Raw genomic sequence first — 15,394 nt, forward strand, 5'->3', positions numbered from 1 at the left:
GCCTCACGCCTCCTTCTCAAGCTGGACGACGAAAGGCTCGCCGCCTTCGATGGAGCGCACGTTCTCCACGTCGGGGCACACGACCTCGATGGCGGCCTGCTCCGAGGCCAGATACACCATGCTGCCCTTCTCGCCGGCCATGAGGGCGCGCAGCTTCAGGCGGTCGTTGAGCGCGAGCAGCCCCTCGTCCGATCCGAGGATCACCGACATCGGGCCGTTCACCAGCGCGCTCGAATACACGCAGCGCAGCGCCGTCTCGAACGCGGCCCTGTCCGGCTCCATCTTATCGATCTCGTCCCATGCGCTCGCGCACATGATGTGCGCGGCCATCTGCTGCGAGAAGCCGTGGCGGCGCACGAGCAGGTCGAACAGGTAGGTGATGACCTCGGTGTCGGTCTTGAGCGCGCATTCGTAGCCGAACTGCTCGACGTAGCGGCGGTTCGCATCGTAGCTGGATATCTCGCCGTTGTGCACGATGGACCAGTTGAGCAGCGTGAACGGGTGCGCCCCGCCCCACCAGCCGGGCGTGTTGGTGGGGAAGCGCCCATGCGCCGTCCACAGCCACGCCCGATAGTCCTCGATGCGGTAGAACGCGCCGATGTCCTCGGGATAGCCGACGCCCTTGAACGCGCCCATGTTCTTGCCGGACGACGCCACGAACGCGCCGGGGATGTCCGCGTTGATGCGGAACACGTGCTGCATGGTGTACTCGGCTTCGTCGAGGCCGCTCAGGGCGAGCTTCACCGGATGCGGCGCGAGGAAATAGCGCCAGATGTCCGGCGGATCCTGGATGCCCTTCACCGGCTCGGTGGGGATGCGCTCCTGCTTCTCGCTCACGAAGTGCTCGTCGAGGTACGCCTCCGTGCGGTCGCGCGCGTCCTTGCTCTCGTACATGATATGGAACGCGTGCAGCTCGGCGAACTCGGGGTAGATGCCGTAGGCCGCGAACCCGCCGCCCAGGCCGTTGCTGCGGTCGTGCATGAGCGCGATGGATTTTAGGATGTCTCTTCCGTCGTGGCGCGCGCCGCGTCTGTCCATGATGCCGGCGATGGCGCATCCGGAGGGTATGCGCACGTCGCCCTCGCGTAGTGCCGCCTTTTGCCTCATCGAGGGGCCCTCGTCTCTCGTCTGGTCGTCTCGTCGGTTTCCGCGCGAGGCGAGGGCTGCGATCCCCGGAGAAAGGCGCGGGCAATGGAGGTCCGCCGAAAGCACCGCGCCTTTCTCCGGGAGTGCCGGCCCTTCGTCTCTGCGCTGCCTTTAGGGTACGCGCCCAATGTTTCCGCCGTGTAGAGCCCCTGTTTCAATCAAGTTTCATATGGAGAAGGGCATGCGGCCGATGTTTCACGCGAAACATTTATCGTAATAGCTTGCGACAATCGTACAAATGTTTCACGTGAAACATCGGGAGGCGCCCGACCGTACCGTTCTGACGCCTCCACTTGTTGCGGAGGCTGATCGTGACAGCGACGGTTTGACCGCGAAAACCTGTCAAGAGAATGAAATTCCGAAAAGCACGATCAAGAACGGCACTGTGCGGACGGGAGGCACGACGCATGGCAGGACGTACCTTTTGAACGACTTGGAGAACGAAACCGGCGGGACGCCCCTTCAACTTCCGTGTTTCGTTCTGACTTCCCCTTTGACGCACATTCCGGTGAGCACTTCCTCCTGCGCGCGAATCGAGCCCTCTCGACACAAAAAACCTCGACGTGAAAGGCTCGGAGGCGGAAAAGGGAGGCCGCGGGCTCCCGGAAGCGAAGGGCTCTCGGCGTTTTCCCAGGTCGCGGAACTCCCACGCACGCGCGGATCGCCGAAACCCTTTCACGTCGAGGATTTTCGTGTCGGGCAGCCCCTATTCGCGTGCATCCCTCCCCGAGGTGCTCGATTGTGCGTCAAAGGGGAAGTCAGAACACTTGTACGATTGTCGTAAGCTATTACGATAAGTGTTTCACGTGAAACATCGGGGGCGGCCGACAAGGAAAACGCCCGGGCTTGGGGGCCTCGGGCGTTCGGTTTATCTGGCGGAGGGGCAGGGATTCGAACCCTGGTCACCGGGGTTACCGGTGAAACGGTTTTCGAGACCGCCGCATTCAACCGCTCTGCCACCCCTCCGCATGGGGTGATCGCTGCGAGCCTGAAATAAAAAAGTGGCGGAGAGATAGGGATTCGAACCCTAGGTACTCTTTTGGAGCACACACGATTTCCAATCGTGCACCTTCGGCCTCTCGGTCATCTCTCCGCATTTCCGACAGGCTCATGGCCGCGCTCGACCATGCAGCAGCTACGTAGTATACAACAGCTCATAAGCGCTCACAAGCGAGAAATATTCCTCTTCATGAGCATCGTCGAAATCGCCGCCGGGCGGCGGGGCCGACACGTCGCGCCGGACGCGCAGGGGCACCTCGAACAGCGCGCTCATCGTCTCGTCGGCCAGAAGGCCGCCCTTCGCGCCGTCGGCGAACACCGCGCCGTCCTTGAGCAGCACGACGCGGTCGATCTCGGGGACGATGTCCTCCGGATAGTGGGTGACCAGCACGATGCCCTTGCCCTCGCGCGCGAGCAGGCGCATGCTGGCGCGCACGTGGTACTGCCCCTCGGGGTCGAGGCCCGTGCAGGGCTCGTCGAACACGAGCGTCTGCGGATCATGCACGAGCGCCCGCGCGATGAGGACGCGGCGCGCCTGCCCCGTGGAGAGCGTCAGGATGTCGCGATCGGCCAGATCGCGCACGCCGAGCAGGGACATCGTGCGAAGCGCCCGCTCGCGCGCCTCATCCGCGCCGGCCGCGCGCGGGGGCAGCCCGAGCAAGCCGTACAGGCCGCCCGCCACCACGTCGACGGCGGGCAGGTGCACGGCTATCTGGTCCTGCATCGACGAGGACACCACGCCGAGGGCGGCCTTCACCTCGGAAAGCGTCGCGCGGGCGCGCCCCCTGAAGCGCACCGGCGCCTCATCGCGGTGAAGCGGGAGCACCTCGCGCGTGATGAGCTTGACGAGCGTCGACTTGCCCGACCCGTTGGGGCCGAGGACGGCGACGCGCTCGCCCTCCGCCAGCGCGAGGGAATCCACCGACAGGATCGGCCTTCCCGCGCGCCTGACCACCGCGTCGCGCAGCTCGACGAGCGGCGCCTTCTCCATCGCTTCCTCCCAACATGAAAGCGGGGAACCCGTCGAAGGCTCCCCGCGTGGTTCGTCGTGCTTGTCGGACGGATCCGGGCTGTTACGCCGCCTCGGCCGGCTGCTCGGTGCGCGCCGTATCGGCAGCATCGGCGTTCTCAGCGGGCTGATCTGCGGCACCGGAGCCCTCGGCGGCAGCGTCGGCCCCGTCGGTCGCGCCGTTGGCGGCGGCATCGACAGCGTCGTCGGTCGCCCCGTCGGTCGCCCCCGCCGCAGCGTCATCGGTGCCGTCGGCTGCTGTCTGGTACTTCGACATGTCCACCGCGTAGGACAGACCCTCCGGCATGGGGTTGATCACCACATCGGCGCCTTCCTTGTACTCCTCGAGCCACTGCTGGTAGGCCTCGCTCTGCTTCTGCGACTTGAGCGCGGACTTGATGGACTCGGTCCACTCGGACGGGATCTGGTCGAGGCTGGTCACTTCCTCGGGGGCCGTGAACACGTCGGTGCACTTGATGATGTGGATGCCGTAGCTGCTGGTCACCAGGCCGCTCATCTGGTCCTTCTCAAGCGGGGCCAGACCATCGGTGTACTCGGTCACCAGGCTGGAGGTCTTGTCCCAGCCCACGTCCCCGCCGTTCTCGGCGGTGCCGGTGTCCTTGGAGTATTCCTTGGCCGCCGCGGCGAAGTCCAGCTCTCCGGCGTTCAGCTTGTCGAGCACCTCCTGTGCGGTGGCCTCGTCGGCCGAGTCGAACAGGATGTGCGAGGAACGCTTCGCTCCGTCGTAGGTGGTGGCGTACATCTGGGCGTACTGCAGCAGGTCGGACTCGGCCGGCTCCTCGTCGGAGGCGAAGGACTCCTGCAGCTTCTTGGCCTTCACCTGCAGCTCGATCTCGGAGCGGTACTCGTCCTCCGTCATGCCGGCCTGCTCGAGGGCGGCCTGCCACTTCTCGTCGCTGTCGTAGTTCTGCTTCATCTGGTTCACATAGCCGTCGACCTCGGCGGCGTCCACCGTGATGCCGCGCTCGTCGGCGCCCGTGCGGATGAGCTCGCGCTGGACGAAGGAGTTCACGATCTCCTCGCGCACCGACTCGGGCGTGTAGCTGTTCTGCGCGAGCCAGTTGCCCCACGAGTCGGCATCCGTCACGCCCATCTGGCCGCGGAGGTTCTCGATGTAGCTCGTGACCTCGTCCTCGGGGATGGCCACGCCGTCGACCGTGGCGGCGACGGCCCCGCTCTCGCCGGACGCCTCGCTGCCGCTCGTGCAAGCGGCGAGACCCCAGACGCAGGCGGCGGACAAGCCTACGGAGCATACGGCCTTCATGATGTGAGATTTATTCATAGGACCCTTCCCTCAGCCATGCCCGTTCGCCGCCAGCAGCTCGCCGAACGCCGCATGAGATAGATACTGCGCCGTATTTTCGCACACACGCGAAATGGGATAACAGCGATGCACAATAAGCCCACGTTCGATTCACAGAGCGCACTCCGCGATCAGGAAAAACCCCTATGGACGCAGTTCGCCGCGCATAAAACGCACACAAGGAAGGCCCCTGCGGCGCGTCTGCGCGACAGGGGCCCTTTAACACGTCGGATGATCGCGCGGCGCGGCTACTTCTTGGCGGCCTTCTTGCGCTCCGTGGCCGACAGGATGCGCTTGCGCAGGCGGATGCTCTTCGGCGTGACCTCCACCAGCTCGTCGTCCTCGATGTACTCGAGCGCCTCCTCGAGCGTGAACGTCTGCGGCGGCGTGAGCTGGATGGCCTTGTCGGCGCCGCTCGAGCGCTGGTTGCCCAGCTGCTTGGTCTTGGCGATGTTCACCACCATGTCGCCTTCCTTGGCGGACTGGCCCACGATCATGCCCTCGTAGCAGTCCTCGCCGGGGCCGACGAACAGCTTGCCGCGCTCCTGCAGCGCATCGAGGGCGTAGGCGACGCTGCGCTCGGTGGACATGCTGATCATCGAGCCGTTCTTGCGCCCGCCGAAGTCGCCGCGGAACAGGCCGTACTCGCTGAAGTGGTGGAACATCGTGGCCTCGCCGCGCGTGGCGTTCAGAAGGCGCGTGCGCAGGCCCATGGTGCCGCGCGTGGGGATCTTGAACACGAGGTGCGTCTGGTCGCCGCGCTGGAACATGTCGGACATCTCGCCGCCGGCGCCGCCGAACACCTCGATGGCCTTGCCGGCGTACTCGCTCGGCACGTCCACCGTGGCCTCCTCGATGGGCTCGAGCTTGCGGCCGGACTCGTCCTTCTTGATGAGCACGCGCGGGCGGCCCACCTGGAACTCGAAGCCCTCGCGGCGCATCGTCTCCATGAGCACGGACAGGTGCAGCACGCCGCGGCCGGCCACCTCCACGCCCGACTTGTCCTCAAGCTCCTCGATGCGCATGGAGATGTTGCTCTCCTTCTCGCGCATGAGGCGCTCCTTGAGCTGGCGGGCGCCCACGATGTCGCCCTCGCGGCCCACGAGCGGGCTGGTGGACGCCTCGAACACGATGGCCATCGTGGGCTCCTCCACCTGGATGGGGTCCATGCGCACCGGGTTCTCGCGGCTGGTCACCATGTCGCCGATGTCGGCGTCGTCCACGCCCACCACGGCCACGATATCGCCGGCGTGCACCTCGAGCTGCTTCTTCTTGCCCATGTCCTCGAACGTGAACACTTCTTTGATGACGGTGTTGTAGCGCGTGCCGTCGTTCTTGATGACGAGCGCCTGCTCGCCCTTGTGGATGGTGCCGGAGAACAGGCGGCCGACGCCGATGCGGCCGACGAAGCTGGAGTGGTCAACCGTGCAGATCTGCAGCGCCACCGGGCCCGAAGGCTCGCAGTCGGGCGCGGGCACTTCCTCGATGATGGTCTCGAGAAGCGGCAGCATGTTCATGTTGCCGTCGTTCGGGTCGCGGCGGGCGTAGCCGTTCATGGCGCTCGCGTAGATGATGGGGAAGTCGAGCTGCTCGTCGGACGCCTCGAGCTCAACCATGAGGTCGAACACCTCGTCGACCACCTCTTCGGGGCGCGATCCGGGACGGTCGATCTTGTTGATGACCACCACGATGCGCAGGCCCAGCTCGAGAGCGTGCTTGAGCACGAAGCGCGTCTGGGGCATGGGCCCCTCGAACGCGTCGACGATGAGCAGCGCGCCGTCGGCCATGTTGAGCACGCGCTCCACCTCGCCACCGAAGTCGGCGTGGCCGGGGGTGTCGATGACGTTGATCTTCACGCCGTCGTAGGTGACGGAGATGTTCTTCGACAGGATGGTGATGCCGCGCTCGCGCTCCTGGTCGTTGCTGTCGAGGACGCGCTCCTCCACCTGCTGGTTCTCGCGGAACACGCCGGAGGTGTACAGCAGGCGGTCGACGATGGTGGTCTTGCCGTGGTCGACGTGCGCGATGATGGCTACGTTGCGGATGTTCTCTTGCTTCATTCTGCTTCTTTCTGTTAAGCGGTGAGGCCCGCTGCGCGCCGTGCGGCGCAATGCGGGCGCTTATTCCTCTTCGTCGAGCTCCTGGGCGAGGCGGCGCTGCTCGGCGTTGAGCTCGTCGATGTGCTCGTTGAGCGTGGCGAGCGTGCGCTGGGCCGACAAGACCTGCACGATGCCCCACACGGCGGCGGCGCTCGCGATGGCGGCGACGATGCCGAACAGCCCGAAGGGGCGCCGCCCGGTGATCAGGGCCACGAGGCCGCCGATGCCCGCGAGCGCGATGCCGTTGCGGCGCTCGTCGTACACCACGTCGCGCTGGCGCACCAGCTGCGTGCGCGCGGCGGCGATGCCGGCCAGGCGCGCCTCGATCTCGCTCGTCGCGGAGTACGCGCGGGAGGAGCCGCCGGACGAAGCGGCACCGGAGCGGCCGGCCTGCCGCGCGCCCTTGCCCTTCGTCAGGTACTCGTAGGCTTCCTGGAGGTTCTTGAACTGCTCGGTGGCGCGGTCTTGCAGCTTCTTGTTCGCCGCGAATCGGTCGGGATGCAGGATTTGCGCCGTCTCCTTGTACGCGGCCTTGATGTCGTCCGCCGAGGCGTCCTCGTCAAGCCCTAAGATGCGCAGTGCTTCCGTTCGGTTCATAGCTCCCCGTGTGTCGTCGATCGTTTGCCGAGAACGTATACTACCACGTCGCCCCGAACGCCGCGCCCCCCGCGCCCGCGCGACACAGAATGAATGCAGCACGCGCGATTGCCGAAGCGCCTCGGGATGACGCTCCGGCACGCTGAACCGAATGTTTCACGTGAAACAGCCGCTCGCGGGGGGCGCGAATGCGAACCGCCACCTCGGAGGGCGCTCCGGGGGTGGCGGTTCGTCGTGCCGGGCTCGGCCGCTGGGAGGGAGGATGGCGGTCGGCTACTTGCCGGCGATGTAGTCGTGCGCGGTGTTCGCGGCCGTGCGGGCGCTGTTCACGCCGTGGCAGGTCATGGAGCCGTTGATGTCGATGCCGTACATGTTGTTGTACAGCATGCCTCCGTCGGCGCCCACGGCGAACAGGTTCTCGAACGCCTGGTCGCGGCCGGGCTTCTTCACGCGGAACTGGCGGTCGGTCTTCACGCCGCCGGAGTACAGGCCCTCGAGCGCGCCGCGGATGAGCCCGCAGTAGAACGGCGGCGTGGCGATGGGCTTGAGGTACTCGGGATCCTTGCCGTAGTCGTGGTCGATGCCTTCCTCGACGTTGGCGTTGTACTGCTTGACCTGGGCGAGGAACAGCTCCTTGTCGACCTCCATGATGTCGGCCAGCTCTTCCAGCGAATCGGCCTTGTACGCGTCGTCCTTCTTCTCGAGCATCTCCTCCCACAGCTGCGCGCATTCCTCGTCGCCGTCGAGCATGTACTCGTACACGTCCTTGTCCATGATGGACCAGCAGGTGCCGCCGGCCAGGCGCACGGGCACGTTCTGCAGCTCGAAGTTATGCGTGTACGTGGAGCACGCCTCGTCGGAGAAGCGCTCGCCGTTGATGTCCACCCACAGGCACGGGCCGCCCCAGCACAGCTTGTCCCAGATGGGGCCCCAGGGGCCGGCCGAGCCGATGATGTTGGTGCAGCCGAACGCGGGCGCGCCGTGCTCGATGCCGCCGGCCTTGATCATCATGGTCACGCCGTCGCCGTAGTGGCCCGGCGTGCCGATGATGCGGATGTCCTTGAGGTCGACGCCCAGCTTGCCCATGCGCGCGGCGTCCTCGCCGAAGCCGCCCGTGCTGACGATGACGGCCTTCGCATTGATCTTGATGGTGTCGCCGTACGTGTCGGTGGCGTACGCGCCGGCCACGTTGCCGTTCTCGTCCAGCACGAGGTCGCGGGCGCGCGTGTTGAGGCGCAGGTTCACGCCGTACTCGGCCAGCTTCTTCTTCATGTACGGGAAGTAGCCGATGCCGGCCGCGCCGCCCTTGTACACGTAGTCGAAGCTAAACTGGGCGCGGTAGCGGCCCTGCTTGTACATCTCGAGGTACGCGGGGTCGAGGTCCTCGATAGCCTCGTACTGCACGCCGTTGTCGATGAGCCACTGCACGTTCTCGGCCGCGTGGCTGATCATGTCGCGGATGAACATCTGGTTCACCGTGTAGGACTGCGCGTCGGCCTCGTAGCGCACCATCTCGCCGAGCGTCGCCTCGTGCGAGTTGGGATGCAGGCCGTACGCGTTCGTGCACTCGACGCCGGTGCCGTTGCCGCCGAGCGCCGACTGGCCCTCGATGAGCAGCACCTTGTCGCCGTTCTCGCCGGCCTGCACTGCGGCGGCCGTGCCGGAGAACCCGCCGCCGATGACGAGGATGTCGCAGGAGATCTCCTCGGTCACCTGGCTCGCCCAGTCGGCGTTCTCGTCGTCTTTCGCGTCGGCCGCGAACGCCTTCGTCGCGGTGGCGCCCATCGCAAGGGCCGCGGCGGCCGTGCCCGCGCCCAGTAGGAAGTTCCTTCGGGAAAGTTCAGTCATGTCTCTATCTCGCTTTCGGAATCGATGAATGAAAACGTGCGGGAGCGCAGGTGCGCGGGCTTACTTGAAATCGCCGTCCTTGTAGGTGATGTTCTTGCCGTCCACGACCGCATCGAGGCTCTCGATGGTGTAGGTGTTGTCCTTGACGTTCTCATGCGTCGCGGCGATCTCCGCGCCGGCCACCTCGGTGATGCGGACCTGCATCGTGAGGCTCTCGATGTTGAAGCCGGTGAGCTCCTTCAAGTCGTCGATGTACTCGGCGAACCGGGCGTCGTCGCCCGACACGGTGAGCGGGCTGTCGGCGGCGCTCACGTCCCAGTCGACGAGCGTCATCTCGTTGGTGGCGGTCTTCACGAGCGTCTTCGCGGTCATGGTCGCCTCGTCGGCGGCCGGAGCGCCGCCCTTCGACCCGCCGTCGCCCGCGCTGCACCCGGCGAGCGTGCCTGCCGACAGCACTGCGGCGAGCATCGCGGCGCAGACCATGGTCGCGCGCCTAGTCATGTTCCCTGTCTTCATAGCGGTCCTTCCTCCTTGGTTTCGTCGCATCCTTCGCCCGGATCCCTCGTCCGGGCGGCGACGTTTCCAGTAAAAGGCATGGAAGGCGGCCGCGCTTCATCACCTACGGGCGTTTTGCCGCAATCACCCGTTTGTGATGAGGGCAGGTGCGGCGCGGGGCCGGTTCTCAGGCCTCGGAGGAGAATGCCAGGTCGAGCAGCTCCTGGCGGTTGTGCACGTCGAGCTTGGTGTAGATGTGGCGGATGTGCGTCTTGACGGTGTTGTCCGACACGCACAGAAGCTCGGCGATGTAGGGGCCGTTGCGGCCGGACACGAGAAGCGAGAGTATCTCCACCTCGCGCGCGGAGAGGAAGTAGCGCGCGGTGAGCTCGGCCAGCCGCCCCTCGCGCAGAGTGGGAACGGGAGCCGTCTCGTCGGGTGCGGCCGGCCCATCGGGCGCGGCCTTGCGCGCGTCGAACTCGATCTCGTACATGCTGAAGCTATCCCGCACGGGGCTCTTCCGATTGGAGAACCACACCATCAGCACGAGCAGCGCGCACCCCAGGACGATGCTGAACGACGAGAGGGCCCGCGCGTCGAGCGACGACATCGACGCCGCAGTGCCGACGAATATGCCCAGCTGGTCGATGGCGTAGACGATGCAGACGGTACGCAGAAGGGGGATGCCGGAGCGGTAGTTCAGCACGATGACGAGCGCCCAGATGAGCACGTCGAAGCACAGGTAGCCCGCCAGGAAGAGCCAGCTTGCGAGGGGCGACCCGACAAGCCCGCCCACCACCAGCCCCACGGCCATGAGCAGCAGCGACACGCCGAGGATCGAGTACGGTCGCCAGGAGAACCGCAGGTAGCCGATGAAGACGACCGCGCTGGCCGCGGCGCGTATGACAAGCGAGGCGTATGCGAAGAACGACCCTTCGGCAACCGTCTCCATCGCCTGCGCGTTCACGAGGCCGAACGCGCAGGCCACGACGAATACGATGAGGAGGAAGAGCGAGTCCTTGCCGAACGGCTCCCGTTTGCGCGGCTCCTTCGCGCGCGCCAGCGGAGGGGCGTTCACGAGCAGGGTGGACCGCATCGTGGCCAGGTTGTCCCCGCGCACGGTGAACACCGCGTAGCACAGGGAGGAGAGCAGCGGCAGGGCGGCCGCGAACACGACGGAGGCGGCAGGCTGCAGGAACACCGCCAGCAGGACGGCCACGATGTTGAGCGGCAGGGCGGCGGCCAGATGGATGAGCGCGTTCGTCGTTCCCTGGCAGGTGGCAACGCCGCCGACCACCATGGCGCCCATGCCTTCGTACACGCCGATGAGCACCCCGCCCGCCAGCATCAGCGAAACCGAGGAGCCGAGGGCTCCGACGTAGATGAGCACCGAGCCGCCCGTGCCGCAGACGAGCGAGCAGAGCGCGAAGGCGCGCGCATCGATAGCCTGGGCACGCGGCCCGCGGGGAAGCGCGAAGAACGCGAGCACGAGGGCGCTCGTGATGAGCGAGACGGCAAGCGGGCTGATGGTGAACGGCACGCCCGCGTTCGTGAAGAGCGACGGGCTGAAAGGGACGATGTCGAACCACGACCAGAAGAACGACGATACCAGCAGGGCCACCGGCGAGATGTTGCCAACGAATCTATCGAGTATCGCGTTCATCCCCTGATTATAGCCGCATTTTCCCTTCGCGTGACGCGCGGCGCCGCGATTGTTTCACGTGAAACATCGCGGGATGGCACGGGGTCCGACGGCTACGCGTTCGCTGCACGATTTTTTGCCTCCCGCAACACGAAAATCCTCGACGTGAAAGGATTCAAAACGCGAAAGGGAGCACGCCGGCGGGTTGGAGCGGCGGGTCGCTCGCATTATCCCAGGTCGCTTAAAGACGGCCTATGCGCGTTCCGTTGGAATCCTTTCACGTCGAAGCATTTTGTGCGCGGGAGGCCGGATTCGCGTGCAGCGCCGTCCGGGGGCAGCCACCGCTGCGAATGTTTCACGTGAAACATTTTGCGATGGCGCGGGATGGCGCGCAGAAAAAGCGAACCCCCGGCAATCGGCGGGGGTTCGGATGGCAATGCTATGGTGGAGCATAGGGGGATCGAACCCCTGACCTCAGGCTTGCAAAGCCCGCGCTCTCCCAGCTGAGCTAATGCCCCAGGCAAGCCGGCGAAAACCGGCCGTACATACTAATAAACGCTCCACCGGCAAACTCGGCTCACGGTGGAGCGTTTATTGCAAAAAAATGGTGGGCCCGAATGGATTTGAACCAGCGACCTCACGCTTATCAGGCGTGCGCTCTAACCAACTGAGCTACGGGCCCTAAAAAAAGTGCTTGGCTACTGTATCTCAAATTCAAGCGCCCGGTCAAGGACTTTTTCAAAGAATTATGTCGAGTTTCCAAAGCCGGCGAGCCCGCCGCACCAACGTCGGGGACGGGTGCGGCGCGTCGTGGTACCCTGATAAGGCAACGGCAGCGAATCGAACTCCAACGCAAGCGAGTGGGAAGGGAACCGGCCGCGTGAACATCAAGCAAGTTGATTATTTCGTCTCCGCGGCGAATCGCGGAAGCCTGTCGGCCGCCGCGCGCGACCACGGCATCTCGGTACAGGCCATGTCGAAGGCCATGACCGACCTTGAGAAGGAGCTGCCGGCCCCGCTGTTCGACAGGACCCCCACGGGCATCTCCCTCACGCCGTTCGGCCAGCAGTTCTATGCGCGGGCGAAGCCGGTATGCGAGGCCTTCACCGAGCTCCAGAACATCACCGCGGAGCCCCCCGACGACTCGAAGCTCAAGCTCTTCCTCTGCGCGCCGGCGTTCTCCCACAACGCGAAGGCGCGCGCGAAGATGGCCGCGTTCTTCGACAAGTACCTGCACACCGAGTCGGAGATCGTCATGGGACGGGGGGAGGACGGCCTGGCGGCCCTCGACCGGGGGGAGTGCGACGCCGTCATCACCATCGGCGTCCTGCGCCATCCGGACTACGATTGCCTCGCCGTGGGAACCGTGCCCGCCGGCGTGTGCATCTCGAAGAACCATCCGCTCTCCCAGAACGACGCCGTCACCCTCGAGGAGATCCGCCAGTTCCCCGTGCTCTCGTCGAAGATGTTCGACCATTTCAACGACTCCATCTTCGTCATGTACAACCGCGAAGGGGTGCTCGGCACCGTGGTCGAGCCCGACCTTGCCGAGATGCCGTTCCTGTTCTACTTCAAACACGCCATCACCTTCATGGTCAACATACCCCCGCTCGGCGAGATGATGCCCTTCAGCGTCATGAAGCCTTTGGCCGAGAAGGACATGAAGCCCGTGCCTCTGTGCCTCATCACCGCGAAGGGGGCGAAAAGCGCGCCGTACCGCAACCTCGAGGCGCTGCTCTTCGGGCACCCCCGGACGTGATCGCCGCGCGCTTGGCAGGGCGCACGTGCCTTATTCGGCACCGAAACGGCACGGCGGCGCGACCGCGCACGGCGCAGGAACGCTATAATCGGCACATGGCGCAGAGCGTCGCCCGAGCCCGCCCGATCGAAAGAGGAGCACGATGGTACCGGTGAACATACAGACGCTCATATTCTCGGCCCCTCCGTCGCCCTCCATCATCGTGCTGCGCCCCGTGGAGGAGGCGCCGCAAGAGGGGAAGTTCCGCATCGTGCCCATCTGGGTGGGTGTGAACGAGGCCACGCAGATGGGCATCGCGCTCGAACGCGCGCGGTTCTCGCGGCCCATGACGCACGATCTGTTCCTCGACGCGCTCACTAACCTCGACGCGCGCGTCGACCATGTGGTGATCAGCGACGTGAAGGGGGCCACCTTCTTCGCGCGGCTCTCCCTGCGCCAGCACGACCGCCTCATCGACCTCGATGCTCGGCCGAGCGACGCGCTGGCGCTCGCCGTGCGGCAGAAGGCGCCCATCTACATCGACGAGGGGGTGCTCGAGCGGGCGTCGTTCCCCTACGTGCTGAAGAAGCCCTCCGGAGGCATCGAGACCGAGCACGAGCTCTCCGAGTTCCGCAAGTTCCTCGAAGAGATCGCGCCGGAGGACTTCGAGGCCTGACGGCTCACCATAGAAGCGCCGCCGCCTCGCGGGCCGCCTCGGCCACGCCGTCGGCGAGCGCGCCGTCGTCTGACGAGGCGAGCGCTATCAGCGCGGGAACGCTTTGCACCGCCGGCTCCTTGGGCTTCTCGGGCGCCTGCGCCGCCAGGACCTCCGTCCGCGCGGCCGAGGCGCGCCGCCGCCATCCCCCGCGCGCGAACGTGGCCACGAGGAACCCCGCGCGCAGCCACTCGTCCACGCACATGGCGATCCACATCCCCACGATGCCCCAGCCGAGCCCTATGCCCAGCAGGTAGCCGCCGCCCACGGCGAACACCCACGACGACAGCACGTTCACCGCCACCGGCGTGCGCACGTCGCCCACGGCGATGAGGGCCTTCACCATCACGATGTTGAGCGCGCGGCCGATGCCGAGGAACACCTCGACGAGCATGACCTGCCGCCCCAGCTCGTGCACGAGCGGGTCGGCGGTGAACAGGCCTATCACCGTGCTCGCGTTCAGGAACAGCGCGAGCGACACACAGGTGGTGAGCATAATGGCGATGAGGTCAGCCGCCCACACACGCCGCGCCACCGCATCGAACTTGCCCGCGCCGAACAGGTAGCCGAGCACGATCTGCGTGGCCTGCGACAGTGCGATGGAGTAGAGGTAGGCGATGCCCGCGATCATCGAGCAGTACACCTTCACCGCCACCACCGTGGTGCCGAGCACGTTGATGAACGAGAGGATGACGATCTGCGCGAGGTCGTAGTTCATCTGCTCACCCGACGAGGGGATGCCCACGCCCAGCATGCGCTTGAGGGTGGGCCAGGGAAACGGCCTCAGGTAGGCCGCGCTCATGCGCACGTCGGTGTTGCGGCGCACGAGGAGGCGGGCGACGAAGAGCCCCACGACGCGCGCGACCACGTTTGCCGCGGCGGCCCCCTCGACGCCGAAGGCGGGGATCGGCCCCATGCCGCCGATGAGGACCGCGCTGAGGGCGATGTTGACCGCGTTCATGGAAAGGCTCGCGCGCATCACGTCGCCGGCGCGCGCGTAGCTGCGCAGAAGCGCCGTGAACGCGAAGAACATCCCTTGGAACACCGTGGTCGAGCCCACGATGAGCAGAAACGACGACGCCATGCCGTGGAGCGACGGGTCGATGTTGAGCAGTGCGAAGAACTGCGGCCAGAACGCGAACAGCACGGCGGTCATGGCCGCGGCCAGCGCTGCGTTCACCACGAGGGCCACGGTCGCGATCTCCGATACCGGGCGGCGCGACGTCGAGCCGCCGAGCACGCGCGTGACGAGCACGGTGGACGCCGTGCCCATGGCGGAGAGCGCGATGGTCACGATGTTGAGGATCTGCAGCGCGTTGCCCACGGCGGCGGCCGGGGCCGTGCCGAGCGGCGCGAGCATGAATTGGTTGACGTTTCCGATCATAATTTGCATGAATAACTCGACGAACAGCGGCATGCTGAGCAGGAACACGTCGCCCGCGCCCGTCTTCTCGGCGGGCGTGCGGGCGGCGCGCTCGTTTCGAGCGGTCTGCGCGCGGCTCCACGCGCCTTGGGCCAGGGCGGCGATCGATGACATGGGCTCGGGCCCTCCTTCCGTCAACGGGTGCAAGGCGTGCAGTATACGGCACGTCAACGGCGGGTCCCCGGAGGGCGCGCGGCTCCACGCGATTCGCATTCATGAGCACAAAACCCCACGTCAACGAAGAATGTTTCACGTGAAACATCGTCTTTTGTCATCCTGAGCGAGCGACCGGAGGGAGCGGAGTCGAAGGATCCCCCGCGGCGTTAGCCGGAAGTCTTCCAGTTGGCACCGCGCGGGAT

Annotated in this window: 11 protein-coding genes and 4 tRNA genes; 2 read left to right on the forward strand and 13 right to left on the reverse strand. The window is 65.8% G+C overall.

Features of this window, described 5'->3' with window-relative positions:
- Positions 1-3 precede the first annotated feature (3 nt).
- The 12 genes from FX134_RS09640 to FX134_RS09695 all read right to left on the reverse strand — a co-directional run bounded on the left by FX134_RS09640 (position 4) and on the right by FX134_RS09695 (position 11,841).
- A complete protein-coding gene (locus FX134_RS09640; RefSeq protein ID WP_080801023.1) occupies positions 4-1,107 on the reverse strand; it encodes a class II glutamine amidotransferase in 1,104 nt (367 codons plus the stop codon).
- Positions 1,108-2,019: 912 nt separating this feature from the next.
- Positions 2,020-2,112, reverse strand: a tRNA-Ser gene (locus tag FX134_RS09645).
- A 36-nt stretch (positions 2,113-2,148) separates the two neighbouring features.
- Positions 2,149-2,239: transfer RNA gene (locus tag FX134_RS09650), tRNA-Ser, on the reverse strand.
- A gap of 42 nt (positions 2,240-2,281) precedes the next feature.
- Positions 2,282-3,136, reverse strand: a complete 855-nt coding sequence (locus FX134_RS09655) for an ABC transporter ATP-binding protein (RefSeq protein ID WP_080801025.1) — start codon at positions 3,134-3,136, stop codon at positions 2,282-2,284.
- Between the two features lie 82 nt (positions 3,137-3,218).
- Positions 3,219-4,457 carry a peptidylprolyl isomerase gene (locus tag FX134_RS09660; protein WP_080801027.1) on the reverse strand — a complete coding sequence of 413 codons (1,239 nt, stop codon included), beginning with the start codon at positions 4,455-4,457 and terminating at the stop codon, positions 3,219-3,221.
- 269 nt (positions 4,458-4,726) lie between these two features.
- Complete coding sequence (gene typA, locus FX134_RS09665; protein WP_080801029.1) at positions 4,727-6,538, reverse strand: translational GTPase TypA; 1,812 nt, start codon at positions 6,536-6,538, stop codon at positions 4,727-4,729.
- Between the two features lie 60 nt (positions 6,539-6,598).
- Positions 6,599-7,174, reverse strand: coding sequence for a J domain-containing protein (locus tag FX134_RS09670; RefSeq protein WP_080801031.1), 576 nt, complete (start codon positions 7,172-7,174; stop codon positions 6,599-6,601).
- Positions 7,175-7,447: 273 nt separating this feature from the next.
- A complete protein-coding gene (locus FX134_RS09675; protein WP_080801034.1) occupies positions 7,448-9,022 on the reverse strand; it encodes an FAD-dependent oxidoreductase in 1,575 nt (524 codons plus the stop codon).
- Positions 9,023-9,082: 60 nt separating this feature from the next.
- A complete protein-coding gene (locus FX134_RS09680) occupies positions 9,083-9,523 on the reverse strand; it encodes a hypothetical protein (protein WP_172623446.1) in 441 nt (146 codons plus the stop codon).
- 181 nt (positions 9,524-9,704) lie between these two features.
- A complete protein-coding gene (locus FX134_RS09685) occupies positions 9,705-11,180 on the reverse strand; it encodes a LuxR family transcriptional regulator (RefSeq protein ID WP_080801041.1) in 1,476 nt (491 codons plus the stop codon).
- A 421-nt stretch (positions 11,181-11,601) separates the two neighbouring features.
- A tRNA-Ala gene (locus FX134_RS09690) sits at positions 11,602-11,677 on the reverse strand.
- An 87-nt stretch (positions 11,678-11,764) separates the two neighbouring features.
- Positions 11,765-11,841, reverse strand: a tRNA-Ile gene (locus FX134_RS09695).
- A gap of 198 nt (positions 11,842-12,039) precedes the next feature.
- Between FX134_RS09695 and FX134_RS09700 the strand changes: the two genes are divergently transcribed.
- Together FX134_RS09700 and FX134_RS09705 are read left to right on the forward strand one after the other, a co-directional pair.
- A complete protein-coding gene (locus FX134_RS09700; RefSeq protein ID WP_080801044.1) occupies positions 12,040-12,918 on the forward strand; it encodes a LysR family transcriptional regulator in 879 nt (292 codons plus the stop codon).
- A gap of 142 nt (positions 12,919-13,060) precedes the next feature.
- The gene (locus tag FX134_RS09705) at positions 13,061-13,573 is read left to right on the forward strand and encodes a bifunctional nuclease family protein (RefSeq protein WP_080801047.1); all 513 of its coding nucleotides are present in this window, start codon (positions 13,061-13,063) and stop codon (positions 13,571-13,573) included.
- 4 nt (positions 13,574-13,577) lie between these two features.
- Here FX134_RS09705 and FX134_RS09710 read toward each other — a convergent pair whose 3' ends face one another.
- A complete protein-coding gene (locus tag FX134_RS09710; protein WP_080801051.1) occupies positions 13,578-15,149 on the reverse strand; it encodes an MATE family efflux transporter in 1,572 nt (523 codons plus the stop codon).
- Positions 15,150-15,394: the final 245 nt, after the last annotated feature.

It is taken from the genome of Arabiibacter massiliensis, assembly GCF_902386925.1.
GTDB lineage: Bacteria > Actinomycetota > Coriobacteriia > Coriobacteriales > Eggerthellaceae > Arabiibacter > Arabiibacter massiliensis.